The organism is Pantoea sp. GM_Pan_3 (assembly GCF_026541045.1).
Lineage (GTDB): Bacteria > Pseudomonadota > Gammaproteobacteria > Enterobacterales > Enterobacteriaceae > Pantoea > Pantoea anthophila.
In genome coordinates this window covers 109742-130225 of sequence record NZ_JALNVA010000005.1, presented here as the reverse complement: position 1 = coordinate 130225, position 20484 = coordinate 109742, and the positions used below count along the sequence as shown (strand labels likewise).

Here is a 20484-nt window from a genome sequence, read left to right as displayed (position 1 = left end):
TCATCTTATCGCGGGTGAGCGGATCAGCCCGCCAGCCAGACCCCGATGCCATACAGCATGGCAGCCGAAATGACCCCGGCAATGATGTCATCGACCATAATGCCCATGCCACCGTGCACGTTGCGGTCAAACCAGCGAATCGGCCAGGGTTTCCACATATCCAGAATACGGAACAGCACAAATCCCCCGAGCACCCACTGCCAGCTGTTGACCGGAATCGCCATCAGCGTAATCCACATGCCGATAAACTCATCCCAGACAATACTGCCATGATCGTGAACGCCCATATCTTTGGCGGTGCGATGGCAGAGATAAACGCCGACGCAGATGCCGACCAGCACGACCAGCGAATAGAGGTCCTGCGGCAGAAACGTCATCAGCCACCAGAACGGGATCGCCGCCAGCGATCCCATGGTGCCAGGCACCACCGGGCTTAACCCGCTGCCAAAACCGGTCGCCAGCAGATGCCAGGGATTGCTCATCCGCAGGCGGCCTTTGGCCACATCGTTATTTCGTATCAAAGTGATCAAATCCTTTATGGCGGAAGGTAGCGGGCTTGCCATTATCCAGCAGCGTTAAGCCTTCCGACTCCGGTGCTATCTGACCGATGCAGGTGTAGGGCACGCCCAGATGACCCAGCGCCACATCCAGCGCGCCGCGATTCACCTCCGGCACGGTGAAGCAGAGCTCATAATCCTCTCCCCCACTCAGCGCCCAGCGCAGAACCTGCTCAGGGTCGAAATGGTCACGCAGCGCGCCAGAAAGCGGCAGAGCATCAAGATTAAGCCGTGCGCCACAGCCGCTGGCTTTCAGCACGTGACCGAGATCGGAAATCAGGCCGTCAGAGAGGTCTACCGCAGAGGAGGCCAGCGCACGCAGGGCCTGTCCCTGCAGAATGCGCGGCATGGGGCGCAGATGGCGTTTGATCAGCGCCTCATGTACCGCCGGATCGCTGATGCGGCAGTGATGCTGCAGCAGCGCCAGGCCCGCCGCACTGTCACCCAGCGTGCCGGTCACGTAGATCCAGTCACCCGGCTTCGCGCCGGAGCGTTTCAGGGCCCGGCCCTGCGGCACCAGACCGTGAATCGCCAGCGTCAGGCTCAGCGGGCCGCGCGTGGTGTCACCGCCCACCAGCTGCATATCGTAATACTCCAGCAGCTCAAACAGGCTCTCACTGAACGCCGACAGCCAGCTCTCATCGACCTGCGGCAGCGTCAGGGCCAGCGTCAGCCACGCGGGATCGGCGCCCATAGCGGCGAGGTCGCTGAGATTAACAGCCAGGGCTTTGTAGCCGAGATCGGCGGGATGGATATCCCGTAAGAAGTGCACACCGGCAACCAGGGTATCGGTGCTGATCGCCAGCGTCTGTTTTTCCGGCACGCTCAGTAACGCACAATCGTCACCGATGCCGAGTTCGACATCACGGCGGCTGCGTGTTCTGCGGTTGAAGTAGCGTGCGATGAGTTCAAATTCACCACAAGACATAATTACGTTCCGCTTAACCCTCTATGAAAAAAGGCCGGCAAGCCGGCCTTTTTGTTTATTTGCGATGGGGTCGAATCTGTGGACCGGCTTTATCCAGCACGCCGTTAACAAATTTATGACTGTCTTCAGCGCCGAAGACTTTCGCCAGCTCAATCCCTTCGTTGATGGCCACTTTATAGGGCACATCATCACGTTTGCTCAGCTCATACAGCGAGATGCGCAGGATCGCTTTTTCTACCTGGCCCAGCTCTTCAAGCTGACGCGACAGGTAGGGCTTCATCAGTCCATCCAGATACGCACTGTTGGTCGCCACACCGGACAGCAGTTCGCGGAAATAGGTAATGTCGACGTCTTTGACGTCCTGTTCCGCCAGAAACTGGTATTCCACATCGGCAATGTCGTTATTCGACAACTGCCAGGAGTAAAGCGCCTGAACAGCGCACTCACGGGCGCGACGACGAGCAGCAGGTTTCACAAAATTCCCCTTACAAAAATCAGGCTTTAATGGCTTTCAATACGTTGATCATTTCGAGCGCGGTCAGTGCGGCTTCCGCACCTTTGTTACCGGCTTTGGTACCGGCACGTTCAATGGCCTGCTCGATGCTTTCGGTTGTCAGCACGCCAAACGCGACAGGAATGTCGCTGTTAATGGCGACGCTGGCGATACCGGAGCTGGCTTCACCCGCCACATATTCGAAGTGGGCAGTGCCACCACGAATCACGGTGCCGAGGGCGATAATCGCATCATATTTGCCGGCGTTAGCCAGCGCGCGAGCTGCCAGAGGCAGTTCGTAGGCACCGGGAACCCAGACTACGGTGATATTGTCATCTTTGACCTGGCCGATACGTTTCAGGGCATCAATTGCACCCTCCAGCAGGCTGTCATTAATGAAGTTGTTAAAACGCGCGATAACGATGGCAACACTGGCCTCAGGCGTTGCAACAGCAGCTTCGATAACTTTCATACTTATCCTTTCAGGGGTTTATTTAGCCCCGCGCAGGGGGGCGGATTCTATCATACTCTTCGGCGGCGTGCTCTCGCTTTTCCGCCCGTGTTATTGCGGCGTCAGGGTCAGGCGTAAATCGTCTCCGACCTGACGGACATCGCTGAAACGAAAGGCAGGCGCGTCAGCCAGTTGACTGAGTCCGGGCAAGTGACACAGGCCGCGGCCTTCATCACCTAACAGCTTAGGTGCCACGTAGACGATCAGCTCATCGGCCAGTCCCGCCTGCAGCAGCGCACCCGCCAGTGTGGCACCCGCTTCAACCCAGACGCTGTTGATCTGGCGCTGGCCCAGCAGCATCATCATCGCCACCAGATCCAGCTGATGCTCGCGCTGCGGAACAGCAATTTGCGTCACGCCTGCGGGCCAGCTCTGCTGATCCGGCTGATGGCGCATCAGCCAGGTTTCTCCCGGCTGCGTAATCAGGCGATGCCCGGACGTAACGCGATTCTGGCTGTCGATAATCACCCGCACCGGCTGACGCAGCTGCTGCTCATCCAGCAGCGCCTGGGTGTCCGCACTGAGTTCGGACCAGCGCACCGTCAGGGAGGGATCGTCCGCCAGCACGGTTGCGCTGCTGCTCAGGATAGCCGCACTTTGCGCCCGCAGACGCTGCACATCACGACGTGCAGCCGCAGAGGTAATCCACTGACTTTCGCCGCTGGCCATGGCGGTCCGGCCATCCAGCGACGCGCCCAGTTTAAGCTGAATCCAGGGAAACCCGGTGCGCATCCGCTTGAGAAAGCCGCGATTCAGCGCCTCCGCTTCCGGCATCATCAGACCGTGGCTGACCTCAATGCCCGCCTGCTGCAGGCGGTGCAGCCCGCGACCGGCGACCTGCGGATTCGGGTCCTGCATCGCGGCCACGACCCGCTTCACACCGGCGGCGATCAGAGCATCACAGCAGGGAGGCGTACGGCCATGATGACTGCACGGCTCCAGCGTCACATAGGCGGTAGCACCGCGCGCTTTTTCGCCTGCCATACGCAGCGCGTGGACTTCCGCATGGGGTTCTCCGGCGCGCTGGTGCCACCCCTCCCCCACGACCTCACCATCGCGTACGATAACGCAGCCGACGTTGGGGTTGGGCATGGTGGTAAAACGGCCGCGTCGCGCCAGCTCCAGCGCGCGCGCCATATAGCGTTCATCCATACTTTAATCCTGTAAACGGGCGATCTCTTCGCCAAAATCCCGGATATCTTCAAAGCTGCGGTAAACAGAGGCGAAGCGGATGTAGGCCACCTTATCGAGTTTTTTCAGCTCATCCATCACCAGGTTGCCAATCAGCTTACTGGGGATCTCCCGTTCACCCGTGGCACGCAGCTGGGTTTTGATATGGTTCACGGCGCTTTCCACCGCGTCGGCGCTGACCGGACGCTTTTCCAGCGCCTTCATCATCCCGCTGGCCATTTTGTCTTCATTGAAGGGTTCGCGCACGTCATTGCTTTTCACCACGCGAGGCATCACCAGTTCTGCCACCTCAAAGGTGGTAAAGCGCTCATGGCACATCAGACACTGGCGGCGGCGGCGCACCGAAGAGCCTTCACTAACCAGACGAGAATCAATCACTTTGGTGTCCACAGCGGAGCAGAATGGGCAATGCATGACGTTTCCTGACGCGAGAGTGATGGGTCAGACAGTGTAGCGCGAACTGCGAATCAACAAAATCTCTTCGTGCCTTTCAGAGGATTCACCTCTCAGGATAAACGATGCTAAATTTCGTCTGCAGCAAAAGGGACTACGCTTTAAGGGCTGCAATTGAAATTTTCCACTAACACACTGGAGGTTGTATGGGTCTGTTTAACTTTGTGAAAGAAGCGGGTGAAAAATTGTGGGATGCCGTGCATGGCGGTGATGACCAGAATAAAAAGCTGCAGGAGCACATCAACAAACTCGGATTACCCGACAGCGACAAGGTTGATGTCAAAGTGAATGGCGATACCGTCACGGTGACCGGCGATGGCCTCTCTCAGGAGCTGAAAGAGAAGATTCTGATCGCAGCGGGCAACGTCGCGGGCATCACCAAAGTGGAAGACAAGGTTACCGTCACCGACAGCGCAGCGGAGTCCGAACTCTACACGGTGAAAAAAGGCGATACGCTGAGCGCCATCTCGAAACAGGTCTACGGCAACGCCAATGAGTACAATAAGATTTTCGAAGCGAACAAACCGATGCTGTCGCACCCTGATAAGATCTACCCGGGTCAGGTGTTACGCATCCCGAAATAACGGACAAGGATAACTTATGAACAGGATGGTTTGGGTTCCGGTGGCGCTCTCTCTGATGACGCTGAGCGGGTGCAGCAGCACCGCCAGCACACCGCAGGTCAGAGAGCTGCATCAGGAAGTGAATCAGCTTAATCAGCAGATGCAGCACCTGACCTCGCAAGCCAGTGCGCTGGAGATTCAGGGACAGCTGAACAGCCAGTCTCAGCAGGGAGCATGGCTGCTGCCACAGGCCAATACGCCCGTGGCGTTGCAGACCCGGCTCGGTACGCTGCGACTGACGCTGTCGCCCGTCACGGCTGAAGCGAGCGGCTCGCGGGCAACCCTCACGGTGCGTTCGATGGATGAACAGCCGTTGCCTGCGCTGAACGCCACGGTGATCTGGGGCGAGCTCGATCCCGCCAGCGGCAAACCGCTCGGCAATGACACCCTGAGTCAGACCATCACCGTGCCTGCCTCCCTGCTGCCGCAGCATTCGGTCACCGTTCCGCTGCGCCTCAGCGGTCTGACACCGGAGCAGATCGGCTATGTTCGCGTGCATAACGTGACCGGCAACGTGCCGACCCAGACCCCACCTGCTGCACCGGCATTACCCTGACGGCCGGCGCAAAAAAAACGGGCAGCCCCAGGGCTGCCCGTTTTCATTTCTGTCTTGCGATTACGGCAGGATAGAAGGCTGATCTGCGCCCTCTTTCTCAACCTTCTGCACCAGCATATGTTCACGCTTCATGCCCAGCTTCAGCGCCAGCGCCGAAGAGACATAAATGGATGAAATCGTACCGATCGTCACACCAATCAGCATGGTCAGTGAGAAGCCTTTCAGCAGCGCACCACCAAAGATGAAGAGGATGAGGATCATCGCCAGTGTGGTCAGCGAGGTAATCAGCGTACGGCTTAAGGTCTGGGTCAGAGACACGTTGGTAATATCGTAAGCGCTGCCGCGACGGATCTTGCGGAAGTTTTCACGAATACGGTCAGAGACCACGATTTTATCGTTAAGCGAGTAGCCAATTACTGACATCAGTGAGGCAACAATCGTCAGGTCGATTTCAATACGGAACAGCGCCAGCAGACCGCAGGTGATGATGACGTCATGCGCCAGCGCCAGCACGGTGCCCAGTGCCAGACGCCACTCAAAGCGGAAACCGATATAGATCAGAATCGCAATCAGTGCAGACAACAGCGCCATCGCCCCCGCCTGCGCCAGGTCGCTGCCCACGCTCGGGCCTACGAACTCAATGCGCTTAACGGTCGCGTTCTGCTGGGTGGTCTGGTTAATCACCGACACCACTTTATTGCCTATTTCGGTGCCTGCCGGGCCGGTAACCGGTGCCATACGCACCATGACGTCACGGCTGCTGCCAAAGTTCTGCACCAGCGGCTCGTCAAAGCCCGCTTTCACCAGATCGCTGCGCAGCGTGTCGAGGTCGGCAGGTTTTTCCAGCGCAATCTCAATCACAGTACCGCCGGTGAAATCGAGGCCCCAGTTAAAACCGCGCACGCCCACGATCGCAATCGCAGCGACGATCAGCAGTCCCGAAATGATGAAGGCCAGCGTATCCCAGCGCATAAAGTCGACGACTTTACGCCCGTGGTTCAACTGCTCAATGTTATATTCCTGTGCCACAACGCACTCCTCAGATAGACAGCTTGTTGATGCGTTTGCCACCGTAAACCAGGTTAACAATGGCACGGGTACCGATAATCGCGGTGAACATTGAGGTCGCGATACCGATAGCGGTGGTAATCGCAAAGCCTTTGATCGAACCGGTGCCGACCGCGTAAAGAATGATCACTTTGATCAGGGTGGTCACGTTCGCATCGACAATACTGGAGAAAGCGCCTTTGTAGCCCTCATGGATTGCCTGCTGAACCGAGCGCCCGTTGCGCAGCTCTTCTTTAATACGTTCGTTAATCAGTACGTTGGCATCAACTGCCACCGCCAGGGTTAACACGATACCGGCAATACCCGGCATGGTCAGGGTCGCGCCCGGCAGCAGGGACATGATGCCGACAATCAGCACCAAGTTTACCAGCAGTGCACTGGTCGCAATCAGACCAAACTTCTTGTAGAACACCACCATGAACAGGATCGACGCGAGCAGACCCCAGAGGCAGGCTTCCAGACCCTGAGTAATGTTTTGCTGACCCATGGTCGGTCCGATTGTGCGCTCTTCCACGATCTGGATTGGCGCAATCAACGCACCGGCACGCAGCAGCAGCGACAGCTGACGCGCTTCGTTCGGATTGTTGATACCGGTAATGCGGAAGCTGTTCCCCAGGCGAGACTGGATATTGGCGACGTTAATCACCTCTTCCTGTTTCACCAGAATGGAACGGCCATTGGCATCTTTCTTACCGCTGTCTTTGTACTCCACAAACAGGGTCGCCATCGGTTTGCCGATGTTGTCCTTGGTGAAGTTCGACATGATGTTTCCGCCTGCGCCATCCAGTGAAATGTTCACCTGTGGCTGGTTGTACTCATCCATGCTGGAGGTCGAGTCGGTGATGTGGTCACCGGTCAGAATCACCCGCTTGTAGAGTACGACCGGCTGGCCGTCACGCATCTTTTTGACTTCGGAGTCACCCGGCACCCGGCCACTGGCGGCTGCGCTCGGATCCACGGTGGTGTTCACCAGACGGAATTCCAGGGTTGCGGTCGCACCCAGAATCTCTTTGGCGCGCGCCGTGTCCTGAATCCCTGGCAGTTCCACCACGATGCGATCGGAACCCTGACGCTGAACCAGCGGTTCCGCCACGCCCAGCTGGTTCACACGGTTACGCAGAATCGTGATGTTCTGCTGAACCGCATATTCACGCGCTTCGCTGAGACGGGCATCGCTCATGGTGGCACGCAGCGCATCGCTGCCGCTGCTGTTGATCACCAGATCCTGATGACGGGAAGAGAGCCAGGAAATCGCCGCATCGCGGCTGGCGGCGTCACGGAAACGAATTTCCACGCCGTAGTTCGCGATTTTATTGACGTTGGTATAGGGGATATTTTTGGCGCGCAGGTCGCTACGCAGCGTATCAGCATTCTGCTCCTGCAGTTTGCTGAGTGCGGTGTCCATGTCCACTTCCATCAGGAAGTGCACGCCGCCACGCAGGTCGAGACCGAGTTTCATCGGTTCTGCTGACAGCATGGTCAGCCAGCGGGGCGTGGCAGGCGCGAGGTTCAGCGCCACGACGTAGTCTTCACCCAGCGCTTTCATGATCGCTTCACGGGCGCGTAACTGCACATCCGTATTGGCGAAGCGCGCGGTAATCGCACCATTTTCCAGCGCAACAGATTTGCTCTGGATATTGTCCTGTTTTAATGCGGACTGAATCTGATCCAGCGTCTGCTCACTGGCGGCGCTTCCGCGCGCACCAGTGATTTGAACGGCCGGATCCTCACCATAGAGGTTGGGAAGCGCATAGAGCAGGCCGACGATAATCACGACGACCAGCATCACATACTTCCACAAAGGATAACGGTTTAACACGGCAGTTCCCTTAGGGAAGAAAGAATTACAGCGCCTTAATGGTGCCTTTAGGCAGCACGGCGGCAACGAAATCACGTTTAATGACCACTTCGTTGGTGTCATTCAGCGCGATAGCGACGTAGCCCGTGTCAGAGACTTTTGTGACGCGACCGACCAGGCCACCGCTGGTCAACACTTCATCGCCCTTTGAGATGGAATCCATCAGCTTCTTGTGCTCTTTCGCACGTTTCTGCTGCGGACGCAGGATCATGAAATAGAAAATCAGACCAAACACCACCAGCATGATCACCAGAGAATACGGACTTCCCTGAGACGGTGCGCCTGCTGCGGCCACGGCGTCAGAAATGAATAAGCTCATTAAATTTCCCTCATTGATGAATTGTCAGACGTTAAAGGCGGAACTTCTTTACCCGTCCGTTGGTAAAACTCAGTTACAAAGCGCTCTAATTTACCCTCTTCGATAGCCTGGCGTAAACCAGCCATCAGACGCTGGTAGTAGCGCAAATTGTGGATAGTATTCAGACGCGCGCCCAGTATTTCGTTACAACGGTCGAGATGATACAAGTAGGCCCGGCTATAATTGCGACAGGTGTAACAGTCACACTCCGCATCCAGTGGCGCAGTGTCATCTTTGTAGCGGGCGTTGCGGATCTTCACCACGCCCTCGGTCACAAACAGATGACCATTGCGCGCATTACGGGTTGGCATCACGCAGTCGAACATATCGACGCCGCGACGGACGCCCTCAACCAGATCTTCAGGTTTGCCAACGCCCATCAGATAACGGGGTTTATCCTGCGGAAGCTGCGGACAGACGTGCTCAAGAATACGGTGCATGTCCTGCTTAGGTTCACCCACCGCCAGGCCGCCCACAGCGTACCCATCAAAGCCAATCTCTACCAGACCTTTAACCGAGACATCTCGTAAATCTTCGTAAACCGAGCCCTGGATAATGCCAAACAGTGCATTTTTGTTGCCGAGGCTGTCAAAACGGTCACGGCTGCGTCGTGCCCAGCGCAGCGACATCTCCATTGAGCGTTTGGCGTAGTCCCAGTCCGCCGGATAAGGCGTACACTCATCGAAAATCATCACGATGTCGGAACCGAGGTCATACTGAATCTCCATCGATTTTTCCGGATCGAGGAAGATCGGATCGCCGTTGATCGGGTTACGGAAATGCACGCCCGCTTCGGTGATTTTACGGATGTCGCCCAGGCTGAAGACCTGGAAGCCACCGGAATCGGTCAGAATCGGCCCTTTCCACTGCATAAAGTCATGCAGATCGCCGTGCAGTTTCATGATCTCCTGACCCGGACGGAGCCAGAGATGGAAGGTATTCCCCAGAATGATCTGCGCGCCGGTATCCTGTACCTCTTCCGGCGTCATGCCTTTGACGGTGCCATAGGTGCCAACGGGCATAAACGCCGGGGTTTCCACCACGCCGCGATCAAAAATCAGACGGCCACGGCGTGCGCGCCCGTCTGTGGTATCAAGTTCAAATTTCACAAAGCCTCCATCGGAGAAACAGTCCGATGATTAATTAAAAGTGGCGCATCATATCAACCGCGCAACCCGCTACACAAGCCAGCCAGTCACTTAGCGTCCTTTATTCTCTGCAGATTTACGCAGGATTATGTCAATTTTTTGCACAATTCTGGTACAGCCCTATAAGGTCGGTTTGCCATTCTCTTGCACCCCTACCGCCTGAATTATGTTTTCTCCAGTTATAGATGGCACATAAGCAGGGGTATCGTAGTCCCGCTCCGCCAGATCCGGACTGAACAGGTAACGAAGATAAACTGCATTTAAAGAGCGAGTCCTTCATAACTGTTTCTTGACAATATCCTAACAGTTCCTAGTATCTCTTCTAAACTTTACTTAAAAATCACTTATAAATGATACTTCAGCAGACTTTTCGCCTCGTCATATGCATCAGCGGGTTCATATCCGCTATCGCAATCATCACGACAAACGACATTCACTCGTCTGAAGGTCTCTTCATTTTTGTAGTCGTTGCCTGGCTATTGTGGGAATACAGCTGGAATCACGAAAGTGCGGAGAAGGTAAGACAATGAAGAGACTTGCTGGTCTTGATGGGCTACGCGGTATTCTCGCGCTGGGGGTTGCTTTATCACATTCCTATAGTCATTTTACAGGATGGCGCACCGGCTATGATATCTTCCACAATCCGGACTATGCGGTAGATATTTTCTTTATTCTGTCCGGGATAGTTCTTTATCACTCCTACAAAAGCAAATTGGTTAACGGAAAAATGACCGGGTTTCAATTCTTCGTCATCCGTATTTTCAGACTTTATCCGTTGCATATCATTGCAGTTATTCTGGTTCCGATAGCTCTGTTTTTTTCAACCGGCTCTTTTTTTCCGGAGTGGATGGGTAGCATTACGCCATGGAATCTTATGGGCGATGTAACTCTGACTAACGCCATTGGCATCGGGTTTATACCTAAAACCAACGTTCCCAGTTGGTCTATTTCGGTCGAGCTCTTCGCGGGTACCCTGATTCTGTTGCTGGCGTTCATTCACAAATCCATGTCCTGGATTACGGCTATGCTTGGTCTGGCACTCAGTCTATATTTCAGGATTGACGTCAAGGGCGCATCATATGCAGCGTTCCCCTTTATGAGCGATGGCGTCATCCGCTGCATTTTCTGCGTTTCCCTGGGTATCTGCTCTTATCAGGTCACAATGAGATTTTGTGACTGGATAAAGCGCAATGAGCGTATCGTTGCTGCATTCATTTTCACTGTATTTATGCTGGCCCTGATAATCCTTTTTGGCATGAATATCACGCTGCTCTCTTATCTGATTATTACTCCAGTCGTATCTATAGCGATTGCCGCAATGCCACATATCGAATCAGACTGCCGGAAATTTCTGGAATCTGATAAAATTGTATTCCTTGGGCATATATCCTTTTCGCTCTATTTAATACATACCCCGGTTGTATATTCTCTGTTATGGCTCAAAGGAAATTCATTTGACGCTAATATTATTTATGCCACCCTTGCGGTATTTATTGCCACTGGCCTTTCTGTGCTATCACTGAAATATATCGAGCTTCCCTGCTATGAATATGGCAAGCGAGTTGTAAAGACAGCCTTTATGCCGTCAATTAAAAAGCAAAGTTCCTTGTGACGCGGGCTGGATATGGTGAGCAGCGGGCGCAGTTTGTGATCAACTGATTTCACTGTTAACCGCTGATAAATAGTGCATCACCTGTAATCAGGTTTACCTTAAGTTTCAGGCATCCCGTAGCAGCTATTAGGCTGTATGGCGGGATGGCCTGAGAAAAGACATCTTTACAAGATTATCCAGCATGAAACCTGGCCTCTTAAAACAGCGGTACATCATGCCGGTCATGTAAATGTTGGTACTTCTCACTATTTCAGATAGCCTTCTGTCACGCAGAGCGCGATTCCGGCTATCGGTTGATAAATCAGTCGCCCACTTTTTCCAGCGGCGCCTGCGGATTTTTGCTGATAAACATCGCGTCGCCATAACTGAAGAAACGATATTGCTCAGCCACGGCTGCGCGGTACGCGGCCATGGTGTGCTGATACCCGGCGAAGGCCGAGACCAGCATAATCAGGGTCGATTCAGGCAGATGGAAGTTGGTGATGAGCGCGTCGATCACCTGATACTCATAGCCCGGATAGATAAAAATCTGGGTATCGTCGAAGAATGGCGCGATCAGGGCATCCTGGCTCGCTTTGGCTGCGCTCTCCAGCGACCGGACGGAGGTGGTGCCCACCGCAACCACCTTATTGCCGCGCGCCTTGCAGGCCAGCACCGCATCAACCACCTCCTGCGGTACTTCGGCATATTCCGCGTGCATGTGATGCTCTTCGATGGTTTCGACACGCACCGGCTGGAAGGTTCCCGCCCCGACATGCAGCGTCACAAACGCCATCTCAATGCCCTTCTCTTTCAGCGCCTGCAACAGCGGCTCATCAAAATGCAGACCGGCTGTGGGTGCCGCGACGGCCCCCGGACGGGCGCTGTAGACGGTCTGATAAAGCTCGCGGTCGGCCTCTTCGTCCGGCCGATCGATATAGGGCGGCAGAGGCATATGGCCCACGCTGTTCAGGATATCGAGCACCGCGCGCTCATCATCAAATTCAATCTCAAACAGCGCATCGTGGCGGGCCACCATGGTCGCTTTCACGCTCTCATCTTCGCCCAGCAGCAGCGCTGCACCCGGCTTCGGCGCTTTTGAGGCGCGCACATGTGCCAGCACACGCTTGTCGTCGAGCATCCGCTCGACCAGCATCTCGATTTTGCCGCCGCTGGCTTTGCGGCCAAAGACGCGCGCCGGGATCACACGGGTATTGTTGAACACCAGCAGATCGCCTGGATTCAGCTTATCCAGCACGTCGGTAAAGACCCCGTGCGTCAGTGCGCCGCTGGGACCGTCGAGCGACAGCAGACGGCAGCCGCTGCGCTGCGCCTGGGGATAGTGAGCAATCAGGGATTCGGGCAATTCAAAAGCAAAATCGGCGACACGCATTGAAGTGTTCTTTCTCAGGCAAAAACAGGCGGCACAGTTTAGCGGAAAATCGACCAATTCTGAACAGCTGGCTGCGCAAAGGCAGTTCAGCCTATAATGCGGCATGAACTTTCTTGCTCATCTCCATCTGGCTCAGCTGGCCGACAGCTCCCTGCTCGGCAATCTAATGGCTGACTTTGTGCGGGGTAACCCGCACCAGCACTGGTCTGCGCCTGTCGCAGACGGCATCCTCATGCACCGGCGTCTTGACGTCATGACCGACACGCTGCCGGAAGTGCGCAGCGCCCGTCAGCTGTTCCGTGCTGAAACCTATCGCGTGGCCCCGATTACGCTGGACGTCATCTGGGACCATTTTCTGGCCCGTCACTGGCAGCAGTTCATGCCCGGCCAGACGCTGGCGCAGTTTTCTGCCGCCGCCGAGCGCGAAATCGTGCCGCACCTCGCGGAGACGCCGGTCGATTTTCAGGAACTTAACGCGGTGATGTGGCGCGAGCGCTGGTTTGAGCATTATGCCCAGCCTGCGCGGCTGGAGCGGGTTCTCCACGGCATGGCCAGCCGCCGTCCGCGTCTGGCGGCACTGCGCGACTCCTATCAGGATTTCACCGAACACTACGATCAGCTGGAAGCGCTGTTTTTTGTTTTTTATCCGCGTTTAATGGCGCTGGCGACCAGCCGCACCCTGTAAAACCCGATCCTCTGCTGCCGCGCCGGGCGGGCGCAGGCGCCTGCCCGCTGAAAAAGCCCGTCGTCCGCCCCTGCGCCATCTTGCCATTGCCCGCTAACTGCGGCTTAATGAAGCCTTTCTTAACAATAGTTACGTTAACAGCACAGCCAGACCGCCTGTTCAGGCGCGCCTTCCGTTCGTTATGGCACAAAATCATAAGAGGAAAAGATGTCATCCGCTTCGCAATCTGAAATTGACGCGCGTTACCGTTACGCCTGCGACATCGCCCGTGCGGCGGGCAGCCGGGCCCTGTCATGGTATCAGCAGCGTCAGACACTGGTGGTGGAACACAAAAGGGATTTACAGGATGTGGTGAGCGAGGCTGACCGCAACGTGGAAGCGCTGCTTAAAACATTAATCGCTGAACGTTTTCCTGACGATGCCGTCTATGGCGAAGAGAGCGGTGGCGAGGTTCAGGGCGCCCCTTTTGTCTGGGTCATCGATCCCATCGACGGCACCGCCTGTTTCGTCAACGGCCTGCCTAACTGGTGCGTGTCGCTGGCGGTGGTCTGCGAGGACGAACCGGTGATCGGCGTGATCTGCGACCCCAATCATCAGGAGCTGTTTCATGCCCGCAAAAACCACGGGGCGTGGCTTAACGAAAGCCGCCTGCAGGTCCATGCGGCAGAGCGGCTTAACGAGGGACTGCTGGGTATCAGCAACTCCAGCCGCACCGGCGGCGAAAGCGTCTCGCGCCTCATCACCGGCCTGATTGAGCAGGGTGGCATGTTTATTCGGGTGGGGTCCGGCGCGCTGACCAGCGCCTGGGCTGCTGCTGGACGCCTGATAGGCTATTACGAAGCGCACATGCATCCCTGGGATAGTCTGCCGGGCATTGTCCTGATGCGCGAAGCGGGCGGCGTCACCAACGACTACCTGCGTAACGATGGGCTGAAAAACGGTAATCCGGTTCTGCTGGCCAATGCGGCCCTCTATCCACAGATTAAAGCGCTGACGGGTAATCCCGCTCTGGATGAGTAGATGATCCGGTTACGGCTGCGTCGGTGCGCGCTTATTCTCGCCGCTCTCTGTCTGCTGAGCACGACGTCACAGGCGGCTGAGTATCAGCTGGAGAAGGTGGTCGAGCTGAGCCGCCACGGCGTGCGGCCACCGACGCCGGGAAACCGCAAAGAGATTGAGGCGGCCAGTGAGCAATCCTGGACGGTGTGGACCACCGCCGATGGGGAGCTGACCGGACATGGCTACAGCGCGGTCGTGAATAAGGGGCGCTGGCAGGGCGATCACTATCGCCAGCTCGGCCTGCTGGCGGCGGGCTGCCCCGATGCGGCGCAGGTCTACGTGCGGGCCAGTCCGTTGCAGCGCACCCGCGCCACCGCGGCGGCACTGACTGACGGCGCCTTTCCCGGCTGCGGCGTGCCGGTGCATCACGTCGCGGGCGATGTCGATCCCCTGTTTCAGAGCGACAAACTGCCGCTCACCCGCATCGATCCCGCCCGGGCGCTGGCGGCTAAGCAGCAGAAGGCAGGCGATCTGGCACAGCGGCAAAAGCAGCTGCAACCGGCAATTCAGCAGCTCAGAGCGGCGGTCTGCCCGCCTGCGTCCCGCTGCATGTTCTTCGATCGCCCCTGGCAGTTCAGACAGACCCGCAACGGCGGCAGTTACGTTGAGGGGCTGAGCGCGATGGCCAGCATGGTGGAGACGCTGCGCCTGGGCTACAGCGAAAATCTGCCGTCTAATCAGCTCGCCTGGGGACACATCACCTCGGCGGCGCAGATCACCTCGCTGCTGCCACTGCTGACCGCAAACTACGACCTCAGTAACGATATCCTTTATCTGGCCCAGCGGCGTGGCTCGATCCTGCTCAGCACAATGCTGCAGGCGATTGGCTCCGACACGTCGCCGACCCGCTGGTTAATTCTGGTGGCGCACGACACCAATATTGCCATGGTGCGCACGCTGATGGGCTTTGACTGGGCGTTGCCAGGTTATTCACGCGGGAATATTCCGCCGGGCGGCAGTCTGGTGCTGGAGCGCTGGCGCGACACGCTGAGTGGGGAACGTTTTTTACAGATCTACTTTCAGGCGCAAAGCCTGGATGATCTCCGCCGGCTGCAACCGGTTGATGAAAAACACCCGTTATTACATCAGGCGTGGCATCAGCCTGGCTGCAGGGATACCAGTGTGGGCCTGCTCTGCCCTTATCAATCCACGCTGACACAACTGCAGAAAAACATCGACAACAGCGCTACGCTGCCGGTTTCCGTTATATTGCCCTGAGTCTGTGGCTAATCATATTCAGGCCGCAATAAAAACGCGGTCTGAATAATGTTAATCCCTGTTAATTAGCGCTATTCCGCCCTTTTCTTAATTAAATCCGGCTGGCTTTCAGCGCCCCGCGTTTTGTTTTACGATAGCCCCGTCAATCATCCCTTTATACATTTTTTCCTGTAATATTTAGATTCTTTCGGCGACTGGTTTCGCCGTTTTTTATTTCCTTTTACCCTCCCCTTCTCTGGCCATTCAGGCCTGTCTGACGCCGTCTGCCGGGTAATGACTTTTATTCTGCGCTGACAGCGCGTCCTTTGAGAAATTAAGGCGGGAGGAAAAGAGAATGAAGGCGGGAGATTGCCGGTTCTGCTCCCCCGTGAATCGGGAGAGCAGAACGGAAGATTAGCGTGGCTTGCGCACCAGCTTATAGCCCAGCAGCAGCAGCACAATCCACACCATACCTACGTAGAGTGAAATGCGGGTATCGGGGAAATAACCAATCAGGCCGATAATAAAGCAGAGGAAGGCGACGCCGACGCCAGCGGTCCAGCTGCCGCCCGGCAAGGCGAACAGCAGCTTACCGGCCGCCTCTTTGCCAATTTTGCGGCGGAACGCGATCTGCGACAGCAGGATCATGATCCAGACCCACACCGTAGCAAAGGTCGCCAGCGAGGCGATCACCAGGAAGACTTTCTCTGGCATCAGGTAGTTGAGATAGACCGCGATCAGCATGGCGAACATCATCACCACGACCGTCACCCACGGAATGCCGCGTGCGGAAACCTTCATGAAGACCTTCGGCGCATGGCCCTGCTGAGCCATGCCGTGCAGCATACGGCCCACGCCAAAGACATCGCTGTTAATCGCGGAAAGTGACGCGGTCAGCACCACGAAGTTGAGAATCGAGGCGGCCGCGGCGATCCCCAGATGCTGGAAGGTCAGCACAAACGGGCTGCCCGACGTCCCCACCTGGTTCCACGGGTAGATCGACATAATCACAAACAGCGTGCCGACGTAAAAGACCAGAATGCGCCATGGCACCGAGTTGATCGCGCGCGGAATCGACTTCTCCGGCTCTTTCGCTTCCCCGGCGGTGATGCCGATGATTTCGATGCCACCGTAGGCGAACATCACCATCTGCAGCGACAGCAGCATGCCGACCACGCCGTGAGCGAAGAAGCCGCCGTTGGTCCAGAGGTTATGGATACCGGTTGGCTGCCCGCCGTTGCCGATCCCCCAGATAATCATGCCGAAACCGGCCAGAATCATCACGATAATGGTGGCGACCTTGAAGAAGGAGAACCAGAACTCCACCTCGCCAAACACCCTGACGCTCATCAGGTTAACCGCCCCGATGATCAGCACCACGCTCAGCACCCAGATCCAGTGCGGCACCTCCGGGAACCAGACGCCCATATAGATGCCAAACGCCGTCACATCGGCAATTGCCACAATCAGGATTTCAAAACAGTAGGTCCAGCCGGTGATGTATCCGGCCATCGGCCCCAGATAGTCCTGGGCGTAACGGGAGAAGGAGCTGGCCTGAGGATTATTGACCGACATCTCACCCAGCGCGCGCATGATGATGTAAGCCACTGCCCCGCCGATGATATACGCGAGCAGCACGCTCGGCCCGGCCATTTTAATCGCGTCAGCGGAACCGTAAAAGAGCCCGGTGCCAATCGCCGATCCCAGCGCCATAAAGCGGATGTGGCGCGTGCTCAGTCCGCGTTTGAGCTTATTGGTTTCTTGCATAACAACCTGTACCTGTGAAATGAAAAAACCACGGGCAAGCCCGTGGTTAAAGAAAAAACCGTGCTGACTGTTACGAGTGAGCCGTTACCTGTTCAGGCCCTTTCACCCGATCAACCACAGCGGCAATCAACAGCATCACCAGCGACGGCGGCAGCCAGGCGAGACCCTGGTCAGCCAGCGGCAGATGCTGGCTGAAAGCCGGCAGCAAATCTTTAAACCCGGTCGTTTTAATCGCATCGACAATACCAAACAGCAGGCTTACCAGCATTGCAGGCGCGATAATCCGGCTGCTCTTGTTCCACCAGTTGAGGGTGAAACTCAGCACTACCAGCACGATACAGGGCGGATAGATCGCCGTCAGTACCGGGATGGAGATCTGAATCAGGTGGCTCAGGCCGAGATTCGACACCACCATAGAGAACAGACCCAGAATAAACACCAGCGTTTTATACGATAACGGCAGGTATTGCGCAAAAAATTCCGCACAGGCACAGGTCAGGCCCACCGCGGTCACCATGCAGGCGACGAAGATCAGAGCGGCCAGGAAGAAGCTGCCCATGTTGCCAAAGGTGTGCTGAACATAGGCGTGCAGAATCGCTGCACCGTTAGCGTTTTGATCCACCAGCGCGCCGCTGCCCGCCCCCAGTTTAAACAGGCAGAGGTAGACCAGCGTCAGGCCCAGACCGGCAATCAGTCCTGCCAGTACGGTATAGCGGGTCAGCAGTGCAGCATTGTCCACGCCACGCGAACGGGCGGCGTTAACAATCACGATGCCAAACACCAGCGCGCCCAGGGTATCCATGGTCAGGTAACCGTTGACGAAACCGCTGGAGAAGGCCGCACGCTGATAATCAGCCGTAGCCGTGATCGTCCCGCCTGCCGGCCACAACAGCGCGGCGACGCCCAGTATGGTCAGCGCAACGATTTTCAGGGGTGCCAGGAAGTGCCCTACCGTGTCGAGCAGCTTGCCAGGATAGAGCGACACGCCAATCACCAGCACAAAGTAGATCAGGCTGTAGATAAACAGCGGCAGCGCGCCTTCACCGGTCAGGGGGGCGATGCCCATCTCAAACGAGACCGTCGCCGTTCGCGGGGTGGCAAACAGAGGCCCGACCGCCAGATAGCAGACGGTGGCCAGCACGATGCCCGCCACCTTGCCGATCGGGCTGCTGAGCGCATCCACGCCGCCGCCGACACGGGCCAGCGCGATCACGGTCATCACGGGCAGACCCACAGCGGTAAGCAGAAATCCGATAGCGGCAGTCCAGACGTGTTCGCCAGACTGAATACCCACCATAGGAGGGAAAATGATGTTGCCCGCGCCAACAAACAGGGCGAATGTCATAAAGCCCAGCGCGAGAATGTCCTTCGAAGTTAAACGATGTGTCATACGGCCTGTCACTGATGTTGCGGTGGAAGTTGGGTTTGTGTTGTCCCCCTCGCTGCATATAAGCCGCGACCTGACTGAGTGTCTCAGCGCATTATGCTCGTCGCAGGGAAAAGTGCAGGTGATTTGAGCTGCTTTTATTCTGTTCACAGAGGGATGGATCGACAACGGCGCTAAGTAAAACGTTTATAGCGGAGAAAGGCAATACGGGATCGGAAAACCAGAAGCTTATCCCGCCATTTTTTCAAATGACAGAGGATAGCGTTGATTTTTGGCACAGGCACACAAGATGATGTGCCTGAAAAACAGACAGACGGGGGGAAATATCCGCATAAACGCACCGGCAGATACACAAAAAGCGCGTTTTACGCGCCTGTCTGCACAACGTTACAGCCTTACCAGACCTGTTTCGCGATATCGACAACCAGTCGAATCTTCTGCCACTGCTCGGCTTCGCTGAGGCTGTTGCCCTCTTCGGTCGACGCAAAGCCGCACTGCGGACTGAGGCAGATCTGCTCCAGACTCACAAACTGCGCCGCCTCTTCCAGCCGGGATTTCACCTGCGCCGGATCTTCCAGCTCTCCCACTTTCGTGGTGATCAGCCCCAGCACCACCTGCTGATGACCGGGCTTGATAAAGCGCAGAGGCTCGAAGCCGCCGGAACGGGCATTGTCATACTCCAGGAAGAAAGCATCTACGTTGACGCTGCCGAACAGGATCTCAGCGACCGGTCCGTAACCGCCCTCTGAGATCCAGGTTGAGCGGAAATTACCGCGACAGACATGCAGACCCACGGTCAGATCGGCCGGTTTATCCTCCAGCGCTTTGTTCAGCACCCGGGCATAGGTCTGCGCCAGCTGCGCCGGATCGTCACCACGCGCCCGGATATCCCGCTTCTGATCTTCCGAGCAGAGGTAAGCCCAGACGGTGTCATCCAGCTGCAGATAGCGACAGCCCGCCGCGTAAAACGCCTGAATCGCCTGTTTGTAGGTCTGCGCCAGATCGTCGAAATAGTCCGCCAGATCGGGATAGACCTCCGCGTCGATCACTTTGCGACCGCCACGGAAGTGCAGCACGCTGGGGCTGGGAATGGTCATCTTCGGCACCGCATCACCGGCAATGCTCTGCAGGAAGCGGAAATGGTCCAGCATCGGGTGATCGGCCGGAAAGCCGAGCTTACTTACCACTTTCACACCGTGCGCTTTGGTCTGCACGCCATTGAACTGAATGCCCTGCTCCGCTTCATAGCTCTCGACGCCGTCCAGGCCGTAGAAAAAATCGAAGTGCCACCAGCCGCGACGAAACTCACCGTCAGTCACCACTTTCAGGCCGTTCTCACGCTGCTTAGCCACTACATCGCGGATGGCCGCATCTTCCACCTGACGCAGCGCTGCCGCATCAATCTCGCCGGCCGCAAACTGTTCGCGCGCCTGTTTAATCGCAGCGGGACGGAGGAAGCTGCCAACGGTATCGGCACGGAACGGGGCGGTTTTTCTTTGCATGATCACTCCTGTCTCTCCTGCCAATCATTGCGGCAGGAAATAATTGCATTCTGATATAAATAGCCATCTGGATGGCTATATGTCTGAATGCAGAGTGACATGAGTCGCCTCAGTCTGCAACTGAAGAAAATTCAGCGATGATGAAAAAAATTCAACTTA

Annotated in this window: 20 protein-coding genes; 6 read left to right on the top strand and 14 right to left on the bottom strand. The window is 56.4% G+C overall.

Annotated elements, in window-relative coordinates; all coding sequences use genetic code 11:
• Window positions 1-23: 23 nt before the first annotated feature.
• The 6 genes from pgpA to nrdR form a co-directional block, all read right to left on the bottom strand.
• Window positions 24-563, bottom strand: coding sequence for a phosphatidylglycerophosphatase A (gene pgpA / locus OXR04_RS15420; protein WP_267372055.1), 540 nt, complete (start codon window positions 561-563; stop codon window positions 24-26).
• Window positions 508-1485, bottom strand: coding sequence for a thiamine-phosphate kinase (gene thiL, locus OXR04_RS15415; protein ID WP_046101351.1), 978 nt, complete (start codon window positions 1483-1485; stop codon window positions 508-510). Before thiL ends, pgpA begins: the two co-directional genes overlap by 56 nt.
• Window positions 1486-1540: 55 nt before the next feature.
• Window positions 1541-1960 (bottom strand): transcription antitermination factor NusB, encoded by a 420-nt coding sequence (gene nusB / locus OXR04_RS15410; protein ID WP_009091744.1) that lies wholly within the window; start codon window positions 1958-1960, stop codon window positions 1541-1543.
• 19 nt (window positions 1961-1979) lie between these two features.
• Window positions 1980-2450, bottom strand: a complete 471-nt coding sequence (gene ribE, locus OXR04_RS15405) for a 6,7-dimethyl-8-ribityllumazine synthase (protein ID WP_009091746.1) — start codon at window positions 2448-2450, stop codon at window positions 1980-1982.
• 90 nt (window positions 2451-2540) lie between these two features.
• Window positions 2541-3641, bottom strand: coding sequence for a bifunctional diaminohydroxyphosphoribosylaminopyrimidine deaminase/5-amino-6-(5-phosphoribosylamino)uracil reductase RibD (gene ribD, locus OXR04_RS15400; RefSeq protein ID WP_058956372.1), 1101 nt, complete (start codon window positions 3639-3641; stop codon window positions 2541-2543).
• Between the two features lie 3 nt (window positions 3642-3644).
• Window positions 3645-4094 (bottom strand): transcriptional regulator NrdR, encoded by a 450-nt coding sequence (nrdR, locus tag OXR04_RS15395; protein WP_009091750.1) that lies wholly within the window; start codon window positions 4092-4094, stop codon window positions 3645-3647.
• A 185-nt stretch (window positions 4095-4279) separates the two neighbouring features.
• Between nrdR and lysM the strand changes: the two genes are divergently transcribed.
• Window positions 4280-4717 carry a peptidoglycan-binding protein LysM gene (gene lysM / locus OXR04_RS15390; protein ID WP_009091752.1) on the top strand — a complete coding sequence of 146 codons (438 nt, stop codon included), beginning with the start codon at window positions 4280-4282 and terminating at the stop codon, window positions 4715-4717.
• 16 nt (window positions 4718-4733) lie between these two features.
• Entirely contained in the window at window positions 4734-5312 is a 579-nt protein-coding gene (locus OXR04_RS15385; RefSeq protein ID WP_267372058.1) for a DUF3251 domain-containing protein, read from the top strand.
• A gap of 60 nt (window positions 5313-5372) precedes the next feature.
• On the opposite strand, the gene secF is transcribed toward OXR04_RS15385, so the two are convergent.
• Genes secF through tgt form a run of 4 tightly spaced genes read right to left on the bottom strand, consistent with a single transcriptional unit; the run spans window position 5373 to window position 9705 of the window.
• Complete coding sequence (secF, locus tag OXR04_RS15380; RefSeq protein WP_009091756.1) at window positions 5373-6341, bottom strand: protein translocase subunit SecF; 969 nt, start codon at window positions 6339-6341, stop codon at window positions 5373-5375.
• A gap of 10 nt (window positions 6342-6351) precedes the next feature.
• Window positions 6352-8199 carry a protein translocase subunit SecD gene (secD, locus tag OXR04_RS15375; RefSeq protein WP_009091758.1) on the bottom strand — a complete coding sequence of 616 codons (1848 nt, stop codon included), beginning with the start codon at window positions 8197-8199 and terminating at the stop codon, window positions 6352-6354.
• A 25-nt stretch (window positions 8200-8224) separates the two neighbouring features.
• Window positions 8225-8557 (bottom strand): preprotein translocase subunit YajC, encoded by a 333-nt coding sequence (gene yajC, locus OXR04_RS15370; protein WP_009091760.1) that lies wholly within the window; start codon window positions 8555-8557, stop codon window positions 8225-8227.
• The gene (gene tgt / locus OXR04_RS15365) at window positions 8557-9705 is read right to left on the bottom strand and encodes a tRNA guanosine(34) transglycosylase Tgt (RefSeq protein WP_267372060.1); all 1149 of its coding nucleotides are present in this window, start codon (window positions 9703-9705) and stop codon (window positions 8557-8559) included. Before tgt ends, yajC begins: the two co-directional genes overlap by 1 nt.
• A 565-nt stretch (window positions 9706-10270) precedes the next feature.
• Between tgt and OXR04_RS15360 the strand changes: the two genes are divergently transcribed.
• The gene (locus OXR04_RS15360; protein ID WP_140028165.1) at window positions 10271-11356 is read left to right on the top strand and encodes an acyltransferase; all 1086 of its coding nucleotides are present in this window, start codon (window positions 10271-10273) and stop codon (window positions 11354-11356) included.
• 301 nt (window positions 11357-11657) lie between these two features.
• Here the strand turns inward: OXR04_RS15360 and queA are convergent, their stop codons facing one another.
• Window positions 11658-12728, bottom strand: coding sequence for a tRNA preQ1(34) S-adenosylmethionine ribosyltransferase-isomerase QueA (queA, locus tag OXR04_RS15355; protein ID WP_009091763.1), 1071 nt, complete (start codon window positions 12726-12728; stop codon window positions 11658-11660).
• Between the two features lie 103 nt (window positions 12729-12831).
• Between queA and OXR04_RS15350 the strand changes: the two genes are divergently transcribed.
• The 3 genes from OXR04_RS15350 (at window position 12832) to OXR04_RS15340 (ending at window position 15690) form a co-directional block, all read left to right on the top strand.
• Window positions 12832-13413 carry an ACP phosphodiesterase gene (locus OXR04_RS15350; RefSeq protein ID WP_111208103.1) on the top strand — a complete coding sequence of 194 codons (582 nt, stop codon included), beginning with the start codon at window positions 12832-12834 and terminating at the stop codon, window positions 13411-13413.
• A 207-nt stretch (window positions 13414-13620) separates the two neighbouring features.
• A complete protein-coding gene (locus OXR04_RS15345) occupies window positions 13621-14433 on the top strand; it encodes an inositol monophosphatase (protein WP_058956374.1) in 813 nt (270 codons plus the stop codon).
• On the top strand, window positions 14434-15690 hold the full coding sequence (locus OXR04_RS15340) for a histidine-type phosphatase (protein ID WP_267372062.1): 1257 nt from the start codon (window positions 14434-14436) through the stop codon (window positions 15688-15690). It abuts the gene before it with no gap.
• A 393-nt stretch (window positions 15691-16083) separates the two neighbouring features.
• Here OXR04_RS15340 and proY read toward each other — a convergent pair whose 3' ends face one another.
• The 3 genes from proY to OXR04_RS15325 form a co-directional block, all read right to left on the bottom strand.
• Window positions 16084-17436 carry a proline-specific permease ProY gene (gene proY, locus OXR04_RS15335; RefSeq protein ID WP_009091770.1) on the bottom strand — a complete coding sequence of 451 codons (1353 nt, stop codon included), beginning with the start codon at window positions 17434-17436 and terminating at the stop codon, window positions 16084-16086.
• Window positions 17437-17506: 70 nt separating this feature from the next.
• Window positions 17507-18826, bottom strand: coding sequence for a branched-chain amino acid transporter carrier protein BrnQ (brnQ, locus tag OXR04_RS15330; RefSeq protein WP_009091772.1), 1320 nt, complete (start codon window positions 18824-18826; stop codon window positions 17507-17509).
• A 392-nt stretch (window positions 18827-19218) separates the two neighbouring features.
• A complete protein-coding gene (locus OXR04_RS15325; protein WP_267372065.1) occupies window positions 19219-20325 on the bottom strand; it encodes a cobalamin-independent methionine synthase II family protein in 1107 nt (368 codons plus the stop codon).
• Between the last annotated feature and the right edge of the window lie 159 nt (window positions 20326-20484).